The sequence below is a fragment of the Nocardioides sp. genome (genome assembly GCF_030150155.1).
In the GTDB taxonomy this organism is placed as follows: Bacteria; Actinomycetota; Actinomycetes; order Propionibacteriales; family Nocardioidaceae; genus Nocardioides.
This window is the reverse complement of the sequence record NZ_JASLGR010000011.1, coordinates 41802-59102: the sequence shown is the minus strand read 5'-3', so window position 1 is coordinate 59102 and position 17301 is coordinate 41802. Positions and strand designations below refer to the sequence as shown.

Genomic DNA, 17301 nt, shown 5'->3' with positions numbered 1-17301 from the left:
CACTCGACGGCCGCTTCGCTCCAAGGCCGCCTTCGTGGCGGCTCCTTGGAGCCGCGCGCGTCAATGATTCCGCGGATCGGCAACGGCCGGGCGCGAGTTCACATCACGTTCGGGAGCGGTTCAGCCTGCTGGGATACCCAGGAGGCATGGACCGTACGCAGCGACGCCTGATCGGACTGGGAGCCGGGGCTGCGGCCCTGGGCGGGCTCGGGGCGCTCGGCGCCGTCGGGTTCGTCGCCCTGCTCAAGCATCAGGCGGCCCAGGCCCGCGCCACCATCGGCAAGCCGTTGGGGGAGACCGCGCTGGTCGCGGACAAGGTCTACCGCCGTCGGTACGCCGATCGCGGGGAGCCCATCGAGCTGGTCCTGATCGGCGACTCGATCGCTGCCGGCCTGGGCGCCGGCCGGGCCAAGGGCACGCTCGGTGCTCGGCTGGCCAAGGAGATCGGTGACCGCCTGGACCGCCCCGTCCGGCTGACCACGCTGGCCAAGGTCGGGGCCGAGACCTGGATGCTCCCCGAGCAGCAGCTCGCCCGGCTGGCCCCGAGCGAGGTGCCCGACGTCGCCGTCGTCGTGGTCGGCGGCAACGACGTCACCCACCGGATCCCGGTCGCCGAGTCGGTCGAGGCGCTCACCCGGGTGATCGACGACCTGCGTGGCCGCGGCTGCCCGGTCGTGGTCGGCACCTGCCCCGACCTCGGCGCGCTGCGTCCGCTGCCCGACCCGCTGCGCAGCCTGGCCGGTCGCGCCTCGCGCCAGCTGGCCGCCGCCCAACGGGACGCGGCCCTGGCGGCCGGTGCCCACGTGGTCTCGCTGGCCGAGGTGGTCGGGCCGTTCTTCGTCACCAACCCCGACGACATGTTCTCGATCGACCACTTCCACCCGAGCGAGCTCGGCTATCGGCGTACCGCCGAGGCGTTGGTGCCCTCGGTGCTCGCGGCGCTGGGGGAGCGCGACGAGGTGCCCTTCGGGCACCATGCTCCCGCCCCATCTGCCTTGCACTCTCAGGTGCCGAGTGCTAAACATGAAGCTGGCACTCTCGCCGTGAGAGTGACAACTCATGAACTTCGATCCACGAAGGATGCCGAGCGCAATGCCTAAGCTGATTGCCTTCAACGAGGAGGCCCGCCGCGGCCTCGAGCGGGGCATGAACACCCTCGCCGACGCCGTCAAGGTCACCCTGGGCCCGAAGGGCCGCAACGTGGTGCTCGAGAAGAAGTGGGGCGCCCCCACGATCACCAACGATGGTGTCTCCATCGCCAAGGAGATCGAGCTCGAGGACCCCTACGAGAAGATCGGTGCCGAGCTCGTCAAGGAGGTCGCCAAGAAGACCGACGACGTCGCTGGTGACGGCACCACCACCGCCACCGTGCTGGCCCAGGCTCTCGTCCGCGAGGGTCTGCGCAACGTCGCCGCCGGCGCCAACCCGATGGGTCTCAAGAAGGGCATCGAGAAGGCCGTCGACGCCATCTCGAGCCAGCTCCTGGAGAACGCCAAGGAGATCGAGACCAAGGAGGAGATCGCGGCCACCGCGTCCATCTCCGCCGCTGACACCACCGTCGGCGAGCTCATCGCCGAGGCGATGGACAAGGTCGGCAAGGAGGGCGTGATCACGGTCGAGGAGTCCAACACCTTCGGCCTGGACCTCGAGCTCACCGAGGGCATGCGCTTCGACAAGGGCTACATCTCGGCGTACTTCGTCACCGACCCCGAGCGCATGGAGGCCGTCCTCGAGGACGCCTACATCCTGATCGCGAACCAGAAGATCAGCTCGGTCAAGGACGTCCTCCCGCTGCTGGAGAAGGTCATCCAGTCCGGCAAGCCGCTGGTCATCATCGCCGAGGACACCGACGGCGAGGCTCTCTCGACCCTGGTCGTCAACAAGATCAAGGGCACGTTCAAGTCCGTCGCCGTCAAGGCTCCGGGCTTCGGCGACCGCCGCAAGGCCATGCTCCAGGACATCGCCATCCTCACCGGTGGTCAGGTCATCTCCGAGGAGGTCGGGCTCAAGCTCGACACCGCCGACCTGTCGCTGCTGGGCCAGGCCCGCAAGGTCGTCATCACCAAGGACGAGACCACCATCGTCGAGGGTGCCGGCGACCAGGCTCAGATCGAGGGTCGGGTCAACCAGATCCGCGCCGAGATCGAGAAGTCGGACTCCGACTACGACCGCGAGAAGCTCCAGGAGCGCCTCGCCAAGCTCGCCGGCGGCGTCGCCGTGATCAAGGTCGGCGCTGCCACCGAGGTCGAGCTCAAGGAGCGCAAGCACCGCATCGAGGACGCCGTCCGCAACGCCAAGGCTGCGGTCGAGGAGGGCATCCTCCCCGGTGGTGGTGTCGCTCTGGTCCAGGCCGGCGCTGCCGTCTTCGAGAAGCTCGAGCTCGAGGGCGACGAGGCCACCGGTGCCTCGATCGTCAAGGCCGCCATCTCGGCTCCGCTCAAGCAGATCGCGGTCAACGCCGGTCTCGAGGGTGGCGTCGTGGCGGAGAAGGTCGCCTCGCTGCCGACCGGTCAGGGCCTCAACGCCGCGACCGGCGAGTACGTCGACCTGCTGGCCAACGGCATCATCGACCCCGCCAAGGTGACGCGCTCGGCGCTGCAGAACGCTGCGTCCATCGCCGCGCTCTTCCTCACCACCGAGGCCGTCATCGCCGACAAGCCGGAGAAGGCCGCCCCGATGGGCGACCCGACCGGTGGCATGGGTGGCATGGACTTCTGAGCAGCGTGAGCGCTGCGCATCGCGTAGCCACCTGACCTGACGCAGAGTCACCGAGGGCCTGATCCGCACGGATCAGGCCCTCGGCGCGTGCGGGGCCGTTAGGCTCACTCGCGTGAACCGCTTCGTCCTCTACGTCCTCGGGATCGTGGTGATGGCGGGGCTGATCCTGGCCCCTGCGCTCTTCTGGAGCGCGTCCACGTCCTCCTCGAGCTCCGTGGCCGAGCCGACCAGCATCAGTCGGTACGACGCCCAGTTCACGCTCACCAAGGCCGGCGACCTCTCCGCGGTGGAGACGATCGACCTCGATGTCACCACCGGTGACCGGCACGGCCTCTTCCGGTTCTTCGATCGGCTCGACCCGAACGCCCCGCACGCCCGGCGTACGCCGCGCGACCTCAGCGTCACCCAGGACGGGGTCCGTGCCGCCTGGAGCACGCACCACGAGGACGGCGCCCGCTACCTCGTCGTACAGATCGGCGACCCTGACCGGTACCTGTCCCAGGGCACGCACCGCTACGTGATCCGCTACACCATCCCCGGGGTGCTGCTGAAGGCCGCAGGCGGGCAGAGCACGTTCTACTGGAACGTCGTGTCCGGCGGCTGGCAGCAGCAGATGTCGAACGTCGACGTCACCGTGCACCTCCCGGTCGCCGCGGCCCCGACGGTGCGCTGCATCACCGGCAACGGCACCGCTGGCGCACCCTGTACGGCGTCCGGTGCCGGCACCACCACCCTCGCCCTCCACCTCGACTCGCTCGCGGCCCGCACCCCGGTCACCCTGATGACGACGCTGGCGATGGCCACGCCGCCCGAGGGCGGACACCTGCCCTGGACGATCCGCTGGGACCGCGTGCTGGGCACCCACGTCTGGCTGGTCGGCCTGGTCGTCCTGCTCGGCGTGGCCGGTGCCCTGCTCGGGGCCTGGCTGGGCTCGAAGGCCCGGGAGAAGGAGCCGCCCTTCCCGCTGGTCTACGCGCCCCCGGCGGGCCTGGATCCGGCTCAGGGCGCCTACCTGCTGCGGGAGACGATCCCGCGCCAGGCCTACATCGCCACGCTGCTGGACGGCGCCCAGCGGGGCACCGTGGCCCTGGAGCGCAGCAGCGAGGGGTGGACTCTGGCTCCGGGACAGACCCCGGCGGAGAAGGACGACCTGGCCGCGATCTCGGCCCGGCGACTGGCCGGCGAGGGCACCTTCACCGCCGGCAAGCGCGACGTGGAGTCGGGCAAGCGGCTCCAGTCCGAGCTGGCCGCGTTCAAGAGCGCGGTGAAGCTGTGGGCGCTCGAGGGCGGCTACCTGTCCAAGACCGGCTTCGACGGGATCGGCATGGTCGCCGTCTTCGGCGGCCTGGCGCTGCTGGTGCTCAACGTGCTGTTCAACCCGTTCGGAATGACGCTGCTCGGGGTGATCCCGGGCGCGTTCGCGATCTTCGGTGTCTCGATGGCCGCGACCGGTGCCGGCACGCGGCGGACCCGCAGCGGACGCGAGCTCTGGTCCCAGCTGGGCGGCTTCCGTCGGGTGCTGTCGACGCCGTCGAGCAAGGACCGCTTCGAGTTCTCCGGACGCACCGACCTCTACACCGCCTACATCCCCTGGGCCGTCGCCTTCGACTGTGCCCGCGAGTGGGCCGAGAAGTACCGCGTCGAGACCGGCTCGGAGCCGCCCGTGCCGACGTACTTCGGCGGCTACTACGCCGCCGGTCTGATGTCCTCGGGCGACCTGACCTCCAGCCTGGTCGCCGACTTCGACAGCACCGTGAACAGCGCGATCGCGTCGTACTCGGCGACGCAGAGCTCGTCCTCCGGTGGCGGTGGGTTCAGCGGCGGCGGTGGCGGCGGCGGGGGTGGCGGCGGCTCGTGGTGAATGCGAGGATGCCGACATGCTGATCGCGATCATCATCGTCGTTGTGATCCTCGCCCTGGTGGGCTTCGTGATCATCGGGTTCAACAAGCTGCGCTCGACCGACATCGGTGCCCAGGAGGCGCTCGGCGGGATCGACGTACAGCTGACCCGGCGCGCCGAGCTGATCCCGAACCTGGTCGAGACGGTCAAGGGCTACGCGTCCCATGAGCGTGAGGTGCTGGAGGAGGTCACCCGGGCTCGGGCCGGGGTCCAGGCGGCTGCGGCCGGCAGCGACGTACCGGCCAAGGCTGCGGCCGACGCCCAGCTCCAGGGCGCGCTGGGCAAGCTCAACATCGCGGTGGAGGCCTACCCAGACCTCAAGGCCAACCAGAACTTCCTGGACCTGCAGAAGCAGCTGGCCGAGACCGAGAACCAGATCGCGTTCGCGCGGACGTACTACAACGACGCCGTCTCGAGGCTGAACAAGCTGGTCGCCACCATCCCGTGGATGTTCTTCACCGGCCTGGCGAAGGTGTCGGCGCGGCAGTTCTACCAGGCGCCGGACGCGCAGCGCGCCGCTCCGACCGTGCAGTTCTGAGGCGTCGAGGCAGGGCTCAGTCGGCGGTGCCGAGCTGGAGCCGTAGCTGGAAGGCGTCGGGGCGCCACGCCGAGCGGCTGACCTCCACGATCGACTCCCCGGCGAACGCGCGACGCTGCCCGCGGATCAGCAGCGACTCGTGGGCCACCTCGAGCAGTGACGGCTCGTCGGCCTGGGCCGGGCCGGTGCCGATGATGTCCTCGGCCCAGGTCGGTCGCAGGCCGCGGGTGGCGAGGTCCTCGTACAGGCTGGGCGGCAGCGCGGTGAGCAGGAAGCCCGGCAGCAGCACCTCGTTGAGCCAGGTGTCGACGATGCAGTGCGGCCGGTTGGCCGAGCCGCGCATCCGCCGCCAGTAGATCACCGCGTCGCCCTCGGAGATCCCGAGCGCCTTGGCGACGGACTCGCTGGCGCCCTCCAGGCGGGCCGCGAGCGTCCGGGACTGTGCGGTCCGGGAGCGGCGCGCCATCTCCTCGGAGAAGGAGAGCACCGGCGTCGTACGTCGTCGGGGGCGGGCGACGAAGGTGCCGCGGCCGGGGATCCGCTCCAGCAGGCCCTCGACCACCAGGGCGTCCAGTGCCTGCCGGACGGTCATCCGGGCGACGCCGAAGCGATGGACCAGCTCGCGCTCGGAGGGCGCGGGGGAGCCGGGGGCCTCGTGGGCGACGAGCGTTCGAACGTACTCACGGATCGTCTCGTGCTTCAGTGAGCGGCCCCGTCCGGCCACTGGTTGGTCCATGCGGATCAGAATAGGGGGAGGCGGTGGGGTCGCGTGGCCAGAATCCATCCTCCGGCGGGACTAGTCACCCCCAGTATTTAGCGCACCTCCGCGCATATTCGAACACATGATCTAGTGTGGTGGCATGGACTTCCAGGGTTCGCTGTTCGCCCCGGCCGGGCACGAGTTCGGCCTCGACCGGATCACCCGCACCCCACTGCGCTCGGGGGCGTGGGTGGACGTGGCGGCGGGATGGCTGCCCGAGGCCGACGCGATCTTCGACGCGATGGTCGCCGGGGTTCCGTGGCGCTCCGAACGCCGCCAGATGTACGACCGCGTGGTCGACGTACCGCGGCTGGTGCACACCTATCTGGTCGGCGACGACCTGCCGCACCCCGGCCTGGCCGAGGCACGCGAGGCGTTGAGCGACCACTACGCCCCGGAGCTGGGGGAGCGGTTCGCCACGGCGGGCTGCTGCTACTACCGCGACGGTCGTGATTCGGTGGCCTGGCACGGCGACACCATCGGCCGCGGCCGCACCCACGACACCATGGTGGCGATCGTCTCCCTAGGCGACCCGCGCCGGCTGGCGCTACGCCCGCGGGGCGGCGGCGACACGATCTCCTTCGAGATGGGCCACGGCGACCTGCTGGTGATGGGCGGCAGCTGTCAGCGCACCTGGGAACACGCGGTGCCCAAGGTTGCCAAGGCTGGACCCCGGCTCTCGGTGCAGTTCCGCCCGCTCAACGTCTTCTAGCCGAGATCCGGGTTCACCACCGCCGAGATCCGGGTTCACCACCGCCGAGATCCGGGTTCGCCACCGCCGAGATCCGGGTTCGCCACCGCCGAGATCCGGGTTCGCCCCCGCCTCAGGCGGCACGGACGGTGGCGGCCTGGGCCCGGGCCCGGAAGCGGTTCATCACCAACAGTGCGAGCAGGGCGACCACGACGGCGCCGACGCCGGTGTAGCCCATCCCCGCCGACCAGCCACCGTGGTCGATCAGCAGGCCGATGACCGGGGCTCCGGCGGCACTGCCGAAGGTCAGTGCGGAGCCGTGCCAGCCCATCGCCTCACCACGGATCGAGGCCGGGACCATCCGCGAGAGCGCGTCGACGGTCGCGGTGATCGTGGGCGCGCAGAAGACGCCGGTGAGGATCAGGAGGACGACGAACGTCCAGAAGTTCGGTGCCAGGGCCACCAGCGCGGTGGTGCCGGCCAGCAGGAGCAGCAGCGTCGAGGCGCCCGGGGGCCGCTTGGCGGCGCCGTACAGCAGCCCACCGACGCCCGATCCGGCGCCCCACAGGCCGAGCACCCAGCCGATGTCGCCCTTGCGGTCCCAGTCCCGCAGCGCCGCCACGGTGGCCAGGTCCGCTGCGGTGAGGGTCACGGTGCAGATCAGGGTCATGCCGAGTACGGCGGCAGCAGCGGGCCCCAGCCACGACCGCACCGGCACGTGCCCGGCGTGCTCGGGCTTCTCCCGGTGCAGCGGCGGGTTGACGATCCACAGCGTCGCGGCGCCGGCCAGCACGGCGAGCTGGCAGATCATCAGCGCGATCGGGGTCGGCAGCAGGGTGGCGGCCAGGACGCCCAGGATCGGCCCGATCAGGAAGCTGATCTCGACCGCCACGGAGTCGATCGAGAGCGCGGTGACGCGGTGCTCGGGCGAGACGTGGCTGATCAGCACCTGACGGATGATCGGGAAGGTCGGCACGGTGAAGAGGGCAGCGAACCCGGCCAGCACCGCCAGCGGCCAGAACCCGAGCCACGGCGCGATGCACCACACCGCCGTGCAGATCACCAGCGACGGTGCCAGGGTGGCGCGCAGCCCCTTGCGGTCGAGCTTGCGACCGCGCAGCGGACCGCTGGCGGCCAGGCAGCCCGAGACCACCATGCCGACGATGCCGGCCATCGCGTAGGAACGGTGCAGGTGGTCGACGACGTGCAGTGTCAGAACGATGTTCGCGGCCCACAACGGGATCCGGATGACCAGACCCAGCAGGACCGTACGCCGGATGATCGGCTCCTTCAGAACCTCGGCATACGTTGCGAAACCCACTGGGTCGATTGTCCTCCCCGGCCCAGGTTTGCACGAATCGTTATTGACGCACGCCCATCGAGGCCAGCTCCTCGGCCAGGTTGGTCCGTGCGGGCGCCTCCCAGTGGGTGTGCGCGTGCGCGGTCTGGAAGATCGCCGGCCGGTGGAGGAGCTTCTCGATCAGGTGGGTGCGACCGGTGTGGAACTGCTCGTCCTCGAGGTAGCCGAACTCGCGGCGCACGCACGCCAGGTAGTCGGCGTACTCCTCGGTGGTGCCCGCCAGGACGCCGAGGTCGGCGTCGGACAGGGCCGCCCCGTTGAGGTCGTCGGGCTCGGCGACGTGGGTCTCGGTGAGCAGCACCAGGCGGGCCACCTCGTCGAGCTCCTCGGGGGGCAGGTGCGGCGCGAGTGCCTCCCGGGCCCACGCGGCGGCACGCTCCTCGGAGTCGCGCTCGCCGTCGTAGCGGCTGTCGTGGAACCAGGCCGCGAGGGTCACCGGGAGCGGTGCGAACGGGGTCCCGTTGCTGGCCAGCACGACGAGCCGGTCGAGCACGGCCCGCAGGTGGTGGGTGTCGTGGAAATCCCGCCCGGGGGCGTCGTAGGCCGCGATCAGCTCGTCGCGGAGTCCGTCGGCGTCAGCCAACGGCCAATGTTGAGGCAACTCCATGCCGCGCTACCCAACCTCAGATCGCGTAGCGACGCAACCAGAGCGTGTGCGGGGACGCCTCCAGCTTGGCCAGACCGGCCTCGCTCAGCTCCCCGGCCAGGTCCGTGACGACGTACCCCTGCTCGCCCCGGGTGGCGAGGTACTGACCGGTGATGTTGGCGCCCTCGGCTGCGAGGAGGTTGTTGACGTCGGCCAGTACGCCGGGCACGTTGACGTGCAGGAAGCCGAGCCGGCTGCCCTCGGCCAGCGCCGGCGGCTGGACGGCGGGGAGGTTCACCGACAGGGCGGTGGAGCCTTCGCGCTGGAAGTTCTTGAGCTTGTTCGCGACGAAGTAGCCGATCTCCTCCTGGGCCTCCATCGTCGAACCACCCACGTGCGGGGTCAGGATGACGTTGTCCAGGCCGCGCAGCGGGCTCTGGAACTCGTCGCCCTGGGCCTTGGGCTCGATCGGGAAGACGTCCAGGGCGGCACCGGCGATGTGGCCCGAGAGGATGTGCTCGCGCAGCGACTCGGTGTCGACCACCATGCCGCGGGCGGCGTTGATGAAGATCGAGCGCGGCTTCATCTTCCGGAACTGCTCGTCACCGAAGATGCCGGCGTTGCCGGGGCGGCCGTCGACGTGCAGGGTGACGACGTCGGCCTCGGCCAGGAGCGCGTCCAGGCTGGGCATCCGGCGGGCGTTGCCGTGCCGGAGGCGGTCGGCGATGTCGAAGAAGATCACGTTCAGGCCGAGGGCCTCGGCGAGGTTCGACAGCTGGGTGCCGATGTTGCCGTAGCCGACGATGCCGAGCGTGCGCCCGCGGACCTCGTGGCTGCCCTTGGCCGACTTGTCCCAGACGCCGTCGTGCATCTTGGCGGTCTTCTCCGGCAGGCGGCGGGCCAGGCTGATGATCTCGGCGATCACGAGCTCGACGACGCTGCGGGTGTTGGAGTACGGCGCGTTGAAGACGGCCACGCCACGCTCGGAGGCGGCGGCCAGGTCGACCTGGTTGGTGCCGATGCAGAAGCAGCCCACGGCGCGCAGGTCCGGAGCGTTGTCCAGGACACGCGCGGTGATGTGCGTGTTCGACCGGATCCCGAGCAGGGTGACGCCGGGGAGGTTGGCGATCAGCTCCTCCTCGGACATCGAGGCACTCTTCAGCTCCACGTCGAATCCGGCACGTTCGAGGGTCTCGACGGCAACGGAGTGGATGTTCTCGAGCAGGAGCGCCTTCTCAGCCATGCACCAAGTTTAGGGCGGTGCACCGACACTGTGCCGCATCGGCCACGATGCGAACGTGTGACTATGTCGTGGGTCACGTCCGATGCCGACAACCCCACCACAGTGGGGGTGTCGACGCCGGAAGGTGGACCTCCGGCGTCGATGATCCCGCCGTGGTGGGGTCGTCGAGGCGTTCGTACGACGCTGGGCTCAGCCGTCGATCTCCGGGACCGTGGCCAGGGCGGCCTGCAGGTCGCCCTCCGAGAGCGCGTCGTCGGTCAGGTTGCCGGCCAGGAACTCGGCGTACGCGCCGAGCTCGAGCAGGCCGTGACCCGACAGGCCGACCACGATCACCTTCTCCTCGCCGGTCTCCTTGCACGCCAGTGCCTCGGCGCGGGCCGCGGCCAAGGCGTGGCTCGACTCAGGTGCTGGGACGATGCCCTGGGTGCGGGCGAACTCTACCCCGGCCTCGAAGCACTCGTTCTGCGGCAGCGCCATCGCCTCGATGTAGCCCTCGTGCACCGCGTGCGAGACCAGCGGCGCCATGCCGTGGTAGCGCAGCCCGCCGGCGTGGATCGGGGACGGCACGAAGTCGTGACCCAGGGTGTACATCTTCATCAGCGGGGTCATCCCCGCGGTGTCACCGAAGTCGTAGCGGAACTCGCCCCGGGTCAGGGTCGGGCACGAGGTCGGCTCGACGGCGACGATCCGGGTGCCGGCACCGTTGGTGAGGTTCTCGCGCAGGAACGGGAACGTCATCCCGGCGAAGTTCGATCCGCCGCCGGCACAGCCGAAGACCACGTCGACCTTGCTCTCGCCGGCCTTGGCCAGCTGCTTGAGGGCCTCCTCGCCGATCACGGTCTGGTGCAGCAGCACGTGGTTGAGCACCGAGCCCAGGGCGTACTTGGTGTCCTCGGACTGCGCGGCGACCTCGACAGCCTCCGAGATCGCGATGCCGAGCGAGCCCGGGTGCCCCTCGGGGAAGGCGCGGCCGGCCTCGGTGTTCTGGCTGGGGGAGCGGTGCACCTTCCCGCCGAAGACCTCGATCAGGGTGCGGCGCTGCGGCTTGGTGTCGTAGGAGTGGCCGACCTGCCAGACCTCGCACTCGACGCCGTACAGGCTGGTGGCATAGGACAAGGCGGTGCCCCACTGCCCGGCGCCGGTCTCGGTGGTGAGGCGGCGGATGCCGTGCAGGGAGTTGTAGTAGACCTGCGGGACCGCGGTGTTGACCTTGTGCGAGCCGGCCGGGGAGACGCCCTCGTACTTGTAGTAGATCCGCGCCGGGGTGCCGAGCTTCTTCTCCCACGTGCGGGCGCGGTAGAGCGGGCTGGGGCGGTACTGGCGGTAGACCGCGAGCACCTCCTCGGGGATCTCCACGTACCGGTCGGTGGTGACCTCCTGCATGATCAGCTCGATCGGGAACAGCGGCGCCAGGTCGTCGGGACCGACCGGCTCGTGCGTGCCCGGGTGCAGCGGAGGCGGCGGCGGGGTCGGGAAGTCGGCGACGATGTTGTACCAGTGCTTGACCTCCTCGTCGGGGTCCAGCGTGTACATGACCTGCTCGTCGCTCATCGTTGCTCCTTCTCGGCGCGATCGCTCTCGGGTGAGATGGTGAGCAACGTAGCGGTTCACCCCCTCGCCGTGCAGCGAACTTTCACCGTCCGGACAGCCGGCCTCGGAGCCCGCGGCCTAGCCGGCAGTGGTCGAGGGCTGCGGCTCGTGGTCGAAGGAGCCCTGGTGGGGCGCTTGGGCGCACCCGCGGCCGTACGCCGAGGCAGCGCGCCAGGTGGCGGTGGTGCCGGGCGTGGTCCCGGTCGCGGTGAAGGGCGTCGCGATCTGCTGGTGCCCCCACGACTCCTGGCACAGATCCGCTGACGCCGGGGCGGCCGTGGAGTGGGTGGTCGACGCCGACGCGTGGGAGTCGTCGTCGGTGACCAGGAACACGACGCTGGCGGCGGCTGCGCCGACCAGCACCGATGCGGTCGTGACCAGGGCGAGCAGGCGGCCGTCCGGCATGGGGGTCCTCCCGAGATGGAGTACGGCGTGGGTGGTGGGCATGACCCTGCCACATCAGGCCGCCGCCTGGGCGCAGAAGGGGGCGGATCCGGCCCGCAGGCCGAACCCGCCCCTGACTCAGTCGCCCTTGACGTTGACCAGCTGGCGGAGCGTGTGCCGGACCTCGACCAGGTCGGCGGCGTCGGCCATCACCTGGTCGATGTCCTTGTACGCCGCCGGGATCTCGTCGATGAACGCATCGGTGTCGCGGTACTCGATCCCCGCCATCGCGGTGCGCAGGTCGTCGGCACTGAACTGCCGCCGCGCCGCGGACCGGGAGAACGCCCGCCCGGCACCGTGGGGTGCGGAGTGGAGGGCTACCGGGTTGCCGCGGCCCGTGACGACGTACGACGCCGTGCCCATCGACCCGGGGATGAGCCCGGCCCGACCGGACTCGGCATTGATCGCACCCTTGCGCGAGAGCCACACCTGGCGCCCGAAGTGCTCCTCGGACTCGGTGTAGTTGTGGTGGCAGTTGATCTCCTCGAGCCGCGCGACGTCGTCGGCACCGCCCAGTCCCATCCACTCGGCGAACTGGCGCACCACCCGGTCCATCATCTCCTCACGGTTGAGCAGCGCGTAGTGCTGCGCCCACCGCATCTGGGCGATGTAGGCGTCGAACTCCGCTGTGCCCTCGACCAGGTAGGCGAGGTCCTTGTCCGGCAGCGTGATCCACCAGCGCCGGCACAGGTCGGCGGCGACCTTGATGTGGTGCTGCGCGATCCGGTTGCCCACGCCCCGCGAGCCCGAGTGCAGGAACAGCCAGACCTGACCGGTCTCGTCGGCGGTGACCTCGATGAAGTGGTTGCCCGAGCCGAGCGTGCCCAGCTGGAGCTCCCACTTCCTCGCGTAGTGGCCGGGGTCGAAGCCGGCGGCCTGCGCCTGCGCGGTGAGCTGGTTCAGCCGGGTGTGGGTGTGGTCGCGGCTGATGGTCCGGTTCGCGGCGCCGGCCGAGAGCGGGACCGCCCGCTCGATGGCCTGGCGCAGCGGCGCCCGGTCGGCCGGAAGCTGGTCGCGGTGGAACTGCGTGCGGACCGCGATCATGCCGCAGCCGATGTCCACCCCGACCGCGGCCGGGATGATCGCACCGAGGGTCGGGATCACCGATCCGACGGTGGCACCCAGGCCGAGGTGGGCGTCGGGCATCAGCGCGACGTGCGGGAAGACGAACGGCATGCTCGCCGTCCGCATCGCCTGCTCGCGGGTGGTGTCCTCAAGGATCGACGCCCAGTTCATGAGCGTCGGCGTGATCTTCTGCATCGTGGTGTCCTCTGGTCTGTCCTCTCAGGAGAGGTGCCCACGGGTGTGGGCACGGTGGACGACCCTAGGCAGGAGAAAAGGGGTTGTACGACCGGTTATTCATGTGCCGCCGCGAGGTGGATCCGGACCATCTTCCGTCCACAGCACACGGCCCGGGTGAGAGTTATCCACCGTCGGAGCCGGGGTGCTGGCGGCGGCGGTCAGGGCGGGGGAAGGTCGAGGCCCGATCCTCCAGGAGGCCCCGATGTCAGCACCTGCCCTGCCTGTCCGCCCCGAGCCCGCACCGGCGAGTCCGCAGGCGTCGCGCTGCGCCTGCCGGCACAGCGTGGGGACCGAGAGTGGGAGGTGTCCGCGGCCGGCGACGTACCGGGTGATGCTGCGCTGTCTGGAGGTCGACTGTCCGATCGAGGTGCACCGGTCGCTGTTGTGCGAGGCCTGCCTCGACGCGTGGCTGCCGATCGCCGAGGTCGGTGGGTTCGCGGCTCAGCTCACGGTGACCCGGCTGTGAGTCAGCGCCCTTCGAGCTCGCTGAGTGCTTCGAGGTCGTGCTCGAGCAGGGCGTCGAGCGCGCTGACCAGTGCGGTGTTGCCGCTGGTCGTGGCCTGGGCGATCAGGCCCAGGACCGTGATCGCGTTGTCGCGGTGCCGGTCGAGCAGGCGTGCCACGTCGGTGGCGAGGTCCACGTCGAAGCTGGCGGCGGTGGCGTCCATCAGCGGCGCTGCGGCCCCGAGCGGCGGCATGTCGGCCGGCGCCGTCTCGGCGATCGTGGTGACCATCTGCTCCAGGGAGGTCAGCACCTCCGCCTCGGCCTCGGCACCCAGCGCCCGCGCCAACGTCCCCCGGGCCTGGGCGAGGCTGAGTCGATGCCGCGCGGCGCCGGTCAGCTGGGCCCGCTTGAGCCGCAGGTCGAGCACCTGGACGGCCTCGTCCTCGCTGAGCCCGGCGACGCTGTCGGCGATCTGGCCCAGGCGGCGGGCGAAGTCCTCGTCAAAGCTCTCCGACATGGTCCACAAGCCTAGCCGCGCTGCGGCAGTACGCCGCTGTCGCCGCCGTTCGTGCGGCTGGTGCGGGGGACACGCCGAGGTGTTCGGCGTGTCGCCGATGATGGGTGCAGGAACGGGACATGTTCTTGAAATGTTAAGTTTCGCGATAAATTTTAACGTATCCCTCGGATGCGTTAGAGGAGGTGACACGTGATCTGGCAGCCGGATGTTCCCTACAACGACCTGCCGGCGCTGCCGCCGGCCGGGATCGACCTTGAGCCGAAGGTCGTCCTCAAGGCGACCGTCGAGGCACGGGCGGCCCTGGCCACACTGGCGCAGGCGGGACGGCTGCTTCCGAACCCGAATGTCTTGATTCATGCCGTCACCCTGCTCGAGGCCCAAGCGAGCTCGGAGATCGAGAACATCGTCACGACGGCCGACGAGCTGTTCAAGCATGTCGAGTCGGGGAGCGGTGACCACGCCACGAAGGAGGCTCTTCGCTACCGCAGTGCACTCTTCGCTGGGGTCGACTTCATTCGGACGCGTCCACTCATCGCCTCGACCGCCGCGGCGATCTGCTCGCAGCTGCAAGGTCGGGAGGTGGAGGTTCGCGCGGTGCCGGGCACGCGGATCGCGAACCCGGCGACTGGGCAGATCATCTACGCGCCGCCGGAAGGGGCAGACGTCATTCGGGAGAAGCTCTCGGAGTGGGAACGGTCCTGCATGCGCACGACGACCTGGACCCGTTGGTGCGGATGGCGGTCGCTCACTACCAGTTCGAGGCGATCCACCCGTTCCATGACGGCAATGGTCGTACCGGCCGGGTCATCAACATCGTGATGCTCATCGAAGCCGGGCTGCTCGATGAGCCGATCCTCTACCTCTCCCGGGCGATCATCGCTCGCAAGAACGACTACTACCGTCTCCTGCGAGCCGTGACGGCCGAGGGCGCGTGGACCGCGTGGGTCCTGTACATGCTCGAGGTCGTGAGGGAGTCGGCGGAGTCGACGACGCGGAAGATCAACGCGATCCGTGAGTGCCAGGACGACATTGCGGAGCGGGTCAGAGCAGCCACACCCGGCGGGCGTGACGGGCAGTTCCTCGACGTCCTCTTCGAGCAGCCCTACTGCCGGATCAGCGCTGTCGTCGAGCGCTGCGCCGTGTCACGGCAGACCGCGTCGACCTGGCTTCACGCCCTGGTTGGGGTGGGGCTCCTGAGCGACCTCAAGGTCGGTCGGGAACGCCTCTTCGTCAACCATGAGTTCCTGGACGTGCTCACGCGCGCCGAGTGAGCCGATGGGGCGAAGGGGACGTGTCCACGGCTCGGGTCGACGTCATCGCCCTCGATTCGGTCGGCCCTGCTAACTCGGAATAGCACGCGAGATATTCCGAGTTATGGCCCGTACGTCGGAACAGCTCACCGCCGGGACGGCAGGGGAAGTCAGCCCCGGGGGCACGCCCTCCTAGTGCTCCCGGGAGCGGTCCAGATCATCAGCGTCGACGATCCGGTACGCATACCCCTGCTCGGCCAGGAACCGCTGCCGGTTCTGGGCGAAGTCGGCGTCGACGGTGTCGCGGGAGACCACGGTGTAGAAGTGCGCGACTTTCCGCGAGCCATCAGGCAGGGGAGGGCCGGGGCGCAGCAGGCGGCCCAGGCGCTGGGCCTCCTCCTGCCGCGAGCCGTACGAGCCTGAGACCTGGATCGCCACCTCGGCCGAGGGGAGGTCGATGGAGAAGTTCGCGACCTTGGAGACCACCAGGAGCGAGATCTCACCCGAGCGGAAGGCGTCGAAGAGGCGCTGGCGCTCCTTGACCGGGGTCTCGCCGGAGATCACGGGGGCGTCCAGGGAGTCGGCCAGCTCGTGCAGCTGGTCGAGGTACTGGCCGATCACCAAGGTCGGTTGGCCGACGTGCTGGGCGAGCAGGGTCCTGACGACGTCGATCTTGTGATGCGTGCAGGAGGCGAGGCGATACCGCTCCTCGGGCTCCGCCACGGCATAGACCATCCGCTCCGCCGAGGGCAGCGTGACGCGGACCTCGACGCAGTCGGCGGGCGCGATCCAGCCTTGCGCCTCGATGTCCTTCCAGGGGGCGTCGTACCGCTTCGGGCCGATCAAGGAGAAGACGTCGCCCTCGCGGCCGTCCTCGCGCACCAGGGTGGCGGTCAGGCCGATCCGGCGGCGGGCCTGCAGGTCGGCGGTCATCCTGAAGATCGGCGCGGGCAGCAGGTGGACCTCGTCGTACACGATCAGGCCCCAGTCGCGGGCGTCGAGCAGCTCCAGGTGCGGGAAGACGCCCTTCCGCTTGAGGGTGAGGACCTGATAGGTCGCGATCGTGACGGGGCGGATCTCCTTGGTGGTGCCCGAGTACTCGCCGATCTCGTCCTCGGTCAGGGAGGTGCGCCGGACCAGCTCGTCCTTCCACTGCCGCGCCGAGACGGTGTTGGTCACCAGGATCAGGGTGGTGGCCTGCGCGTGCGCCATCGCGGCGGCACCCACGATCGTCTTGCCGGCACCGCAGGGCAGTACGACGACCCCGGAGCCGCCGTGCCAGAACGACTCCGCCGCCTCGGCCTGGTAGGGCCGCAGCTCCCAGCCGTCGGGCCGCAGCGCGATCGGGTGCGCCTCGCCGTCGACGTACCCGGCATAGTCCTCGGCCGGCCAGCCGAGCTTGAGCAGCGCCTGCTTGAGGTTGCCGCGCTCGGAGCCGTGCACGATGACGGCGCCCTCGGCCTCCAGGACGTCGTCGTCGACGCGGGCGCCGATCATCCCGGCGATCTTCTTCGAGCGCACCACCTCCTCGAGGACCGCGCGGTCCGAGGAGGCCAGCACCAGGCCGTGCACCGGGTGCTTCTCCAGGCGCAGCCTGCCGTAGCGCGCCATCGTCTCGGCGATGTCGACCAGCAGCGAGTGCGGCACCGCGTAGCGTGAGTGCGCCAGCAGCGCGTCGATCACCTGCTCGGCGTCGTGGCCGGCGGCGCGGGCGTTCCACAGTCCCAGCGGGGTGAGCCGGTAGGTGTGGATGTGCTCGGGCGAGCGCTCCAGCTCGGCGAACGGGGCGATCGCCTTGCGGGCCTCGCGGGCTCCGGGGTGGTCCACCTCGAGCAGCAGGGTCTTGTCTGACTGCACGATCAACGGTCCATCCACGGCCGCAAGTCTACGAGTCGGGGCCAGCGTGATCCGGATCTCGACCATAAGGCTAGAAAGTCAACCAAGTCACTGTAGTATT

The 17301-nt window shown here is 69.9% G+C and carries 17 protein-coding genes; 8 read left to right on the top strand and 9 right to left on the bottom strand.

Annotated elements, in window-relative coordinates:
- Positions 1-146 precede the first annotated feature (146 nt).
- The 4 genes from Q1V88_RS02340 (at position 147) to Q1V88_RS02325 (ending at position 5156) form a co-directional block, all read left to right on the top strand.
- A complete protein-coding gene (locus tag Q1V88_RS02340) occupies positions 147-1100 on the top strand; it encodes an SGNH/GDSL hydrolase family protein (protein WP_300677372.1) in 954 nt (317 codons plus the stop codon).
- A complete protein-coding gene (gene groL, locus Q1V88_RS02335) occupies positions 1093-2718 on the top strand; it encodes a chaperonin GroEL (RefSeq protein WP_300677369.1) in 1626 nt (541 codons plus the stop codon). Before Q1V88_RS02340 ends, groL begins: the two co-directional genes overlap by 8 nt.
- 112 nt (positions 2719-2830) lie before the next feature.
- A complete protein-coding gene (locus Q1V88_RS02330) occupies positions 2831-4579 on the top strand; it encodes a DUF2207 domain-containing protein (RefSeq protein WP_300677366.1) in 1749 nt (582 codons plus the stop codon).
- Between the two features lie 16 nt (positions 4580-4595).
- Entirely contained in the window at positions 4596-5156 is a 561-nt protein-coding gene (locus tag Q1V88_RS02325; protein ID WP_300677363.1) for a LemA family protein, read from the top strand.
- A 16-nt stretch (positions 5157-5172) separates the two neighbouring features.
- On the opposite strand, the gene Q1V88_RS02320 is transcribed toward Q1V88_RS02325, so the two are convergent.
- Positions 5173-5892 carry a GntR family transcriptional regulator gene (locus Q1V88_RS02320; protein ID WP_300677361.1) on the bottom strand — a complete coding sequence of 240 codons (720 nt, stop codon included), beginning with the start codon at positions 5890-5892 and terminating at the stop codon, positions 5173-5175.
- 124 nt (positions 5893-6016) lie between these two features.
- Between Q1V88_RS02320 and Q1V88_RS02315 the strand changes: the two genes are divergently transcribed.
- Positions 6017-6628 carry an alpha-ketoglutarate-dependent dioxygenase AlkB gene (locus Q1V88_RS02315; protein ID WP_300677358.1) on the top strand — a complete coding sequence of 204 codons (612 nt, stop codon included), beginning with the start codon at positions 6017-6019 and terminating at the stop codon, positions 6626-6628.
- 112 nt (positions 6629-6740) lie between these two features.
- On the opposite strand, the gene Q1V88_RS02310 is transcribed toward Q1V88_RS02315, so the two are convergent.
- From Q1V88_RS02310 to Q1V88_RS02285, 6 genes are all read right to left on the bottom strand, one after another.
- Positions 6741-7928 (bottom strand): MFS transporter, encoded by a 1188-nt coding sequence (locus Q1V88_RS02310; RefSeq protein WP_300677356.1) that lies wholly within the window; start codon positions 7926-7928, stop codon positions 6741-6743.
- A gap of 40 nt (positions 7929-7968) precedes the next feature.
- Positions 7969-8550, bottom strand: coding sequence for a hypothetical protein (locus Q1V88_RS02305; protein WP_300677353.1), 582 nt, complete (start codon positions 8548-8550; stop codon positions 7969-7971).
- A 40-nt stretch (positions 8551-8590) separates the two neighbouring features.
- Entirely contained in the window at positions 8591-9796 is a 1206-nt protein-coding gene (gene serA / locus Q1V88_RS02300) for a phosphoglycerate dehydrogenase (protein WP_300677350.1), read from the bottom strand.
- Positions 9797-9985: 189 nt separating this feature from the next.
- Complete coding sequence (locus Q1V88_RS02295) at positions 9986-11347, bottom strand: TrpB-like pyridoxal phosphate-dependent enzyme (protein WP_300677347.1); 1362 nt, start codon at positions 11345-11347, stop codon at positions 9986-9988.
- A gap of 117 nt (positions 11348-11464) precedes the next feature.
- Positions 11465-11791, bottom strand: coding sequence for a hypothetical protein (locus Q1V88_RS02290; protein WP_300677345.1), 327 nt, complete (start codon positions 11789-11791; stop codon positions 11465-11467).
- A 117-nt stretch (positions 11792-11908) separates the two neighbouring features.
- On the bottom strand, positions 11909-13090 hold the full coding sequence (locus Q1V88_RS02285) for an RtcB family protein (RefSeq protein ID WP_300677342.1): 1182 nt from the start codon (positions 13088-13090) through the stop codon (positions 11909-11911).
- A gap of 244 nt (positions 13091-13334) precedes the next feature.
- On the opposite strand from Q1V88_RS02285, the gene Q1V88_RS02280 reads away from it, so the two are divergent.
- Entirely contained in the window at positions 13335-13598 is a 264-nt protein-coding gene (locus Q1V88_RS02280) for a hypothetical protein (protein ID WP_300677339.1), read from the top strand.
- 1 nt (position 13599) lies between these two features.
- Here Q1V88_RS02280 and Q1V88_RS02275 read toward each other — a convergent pair whose 3' ends face one another.
- Positions 13600-14094 carry a hypothetical protein gene (locus tag Q1V88_RS02275; protein WP_300677336.1) on the bottom strand — a complete coding sequence of 165 codons (495 nt, stop codon included), beginning with the start codon at positions 14092-14094 and terminating at the stop codon, positions 13600-13602.
- Positions 14095-14283: 189 nt separating this feature from the next.
- Here Q1V88_RS02275 and Q1V88_RS02270 point away from each other — a divergent pair, with 189 nt between their 5' ends.
- Both Q1V88_RS02270 and Q1V88_RS02265 read left to right on the top strand, forming a co-directional pair.
- On the top strand, positions 14284-14913 hold the full coding sequence (locus Q1V88_RS02270) for a Fic/DOC family N-terminal domain-containing protein (protein ID WP_300677333.1): 630 nt from the start codon (positions 14284-14286) through the stop codon (positions 14911-14913).
- Positions 14829-15365, top strand: coding sequence for a Fic family protein (locus Q1V88_RS02265; protein WP_366914054.1), 537 nt, complete (start codon positions 14829-14831; stop codon positions 15363-15365). The genes Q1V88_RS02270 and Q1V88_RS02265 overlap by 85 nt, the downstream gene beginning before the upstream one ends.
- A gap of 171 nt (positions 15366-15536) precedes the next feature.
- Here the strand turns inward: Q1V88_RS02265 and Q1V88_RS02260 are convergent, their stop codons facing one another.
- Positions 15537-17267, bottom strand: a complete 1731-nt coding sequence (locus Q1V88_RS02260) for a DNA repair helicase XPB (protein WP_300677328.1) — start codon at positions 17265-17267, stop codon at positions 15537-15539.
- Positions 17268-17301 lie beyond the last annotated feature (34 nt).

Excerpts from the sequence above, each read along its gene's own strand:
- Q1V88_RS02265 (WP_366914054.1), top strand. The coding sequence starts at position 14,829 with ATGGCGGTCGCTCACTACCAGTTCGAGGCGATCCACCCGTTCCATGAC.
- serA (WP_300677350.1), bottom strand. The coding sequence starts at position 9,796 with ATGGCTGAGAAGGCGCTCCTGCTCGAGAACATCCACTCCGTTGCCGTC.
- groL (WP_300677369.1), top strand. The coding sequence starts at position 1,093 with ATGCCTAAGCTGATTGCCTTCAACGAGGAGGCCCGCCGCGGCCTCGAG.
- Q1V88_RS02280 (WP_300677339.1), top strand. The coding sequence starts at position 13,335 with ATGTCAGCACCTGCCCTGCCTGTCCGCCCCGAGCCCGCACCGGCGAGT.
- Q1V88_RS02295 (WP_300677347.1), bottom strand. The coding sequence starts at position 11,347 with ATGAGCGACGAGCAGGTCATGTACACGCTGGACCCCGACGAGGAGGTC.
- Q1V88_RS02325 (WP_300677363.1), top strand. The coding sequence starts at position 4,596 with ATGCTGATCGCGATCATCATCGTCGTTGTGATCCTCGCCCTGGTGGGC.
- Q1V88_RS02260 (WP_300677328.1), bottom strand. The coding sequence starts at position 17,267 with ATGGTCGAGATCCGGATCACGCTGGCCCCGACTCGTAGACTTGCGGCC.
- Q1V88_RS02275 (WP_300677336.1), bottom strand. The coding sequence starts at position 14,094 with ATGTCGGAGAGCTTTGACGAGGACTTCGCCCGCCGCCTGGGCCAGATC.
- Q1V88_RS02290 (WP_300677345.1), bottom strand. The coding sequence starts at position 11,791 with ATGCCGGACGGCCGCCTGCTCGCCCTGGTCACGACCGCATCGGTGCTG.
- Q1V88_RS02320 (WP_300677361.1), bottom strand. The coding sequence starts at position 5,892 with ATGGACCAACCAGTGGCCGGACGGGGCCGCTCACTGAAGCACGAGACG.
- Q1V88_RS02315 (WP_300677358.1), top strand. The coding sequence starts at position 6,017 with ATGGACTTCCAGGGTTCGCTGTTCGCCCCGGCCGGGCACGAGTTCGGC.
- Q1V88_RS02340 (WP_300677372.1), top strand. The coding sequence starts at position 147 with ATGGACCGTACGCAGCGACGCCTGATCGGACTGGGAGCCGGGGCTGCG.
- Q1V88_RS02285 (WP_300677342.1), bottom strand. The coding sequence starts at position 13,090 with ATGCAGAAGATCACGCCGACGCTCATGAACTGGGCGTCGATCCTTGAG.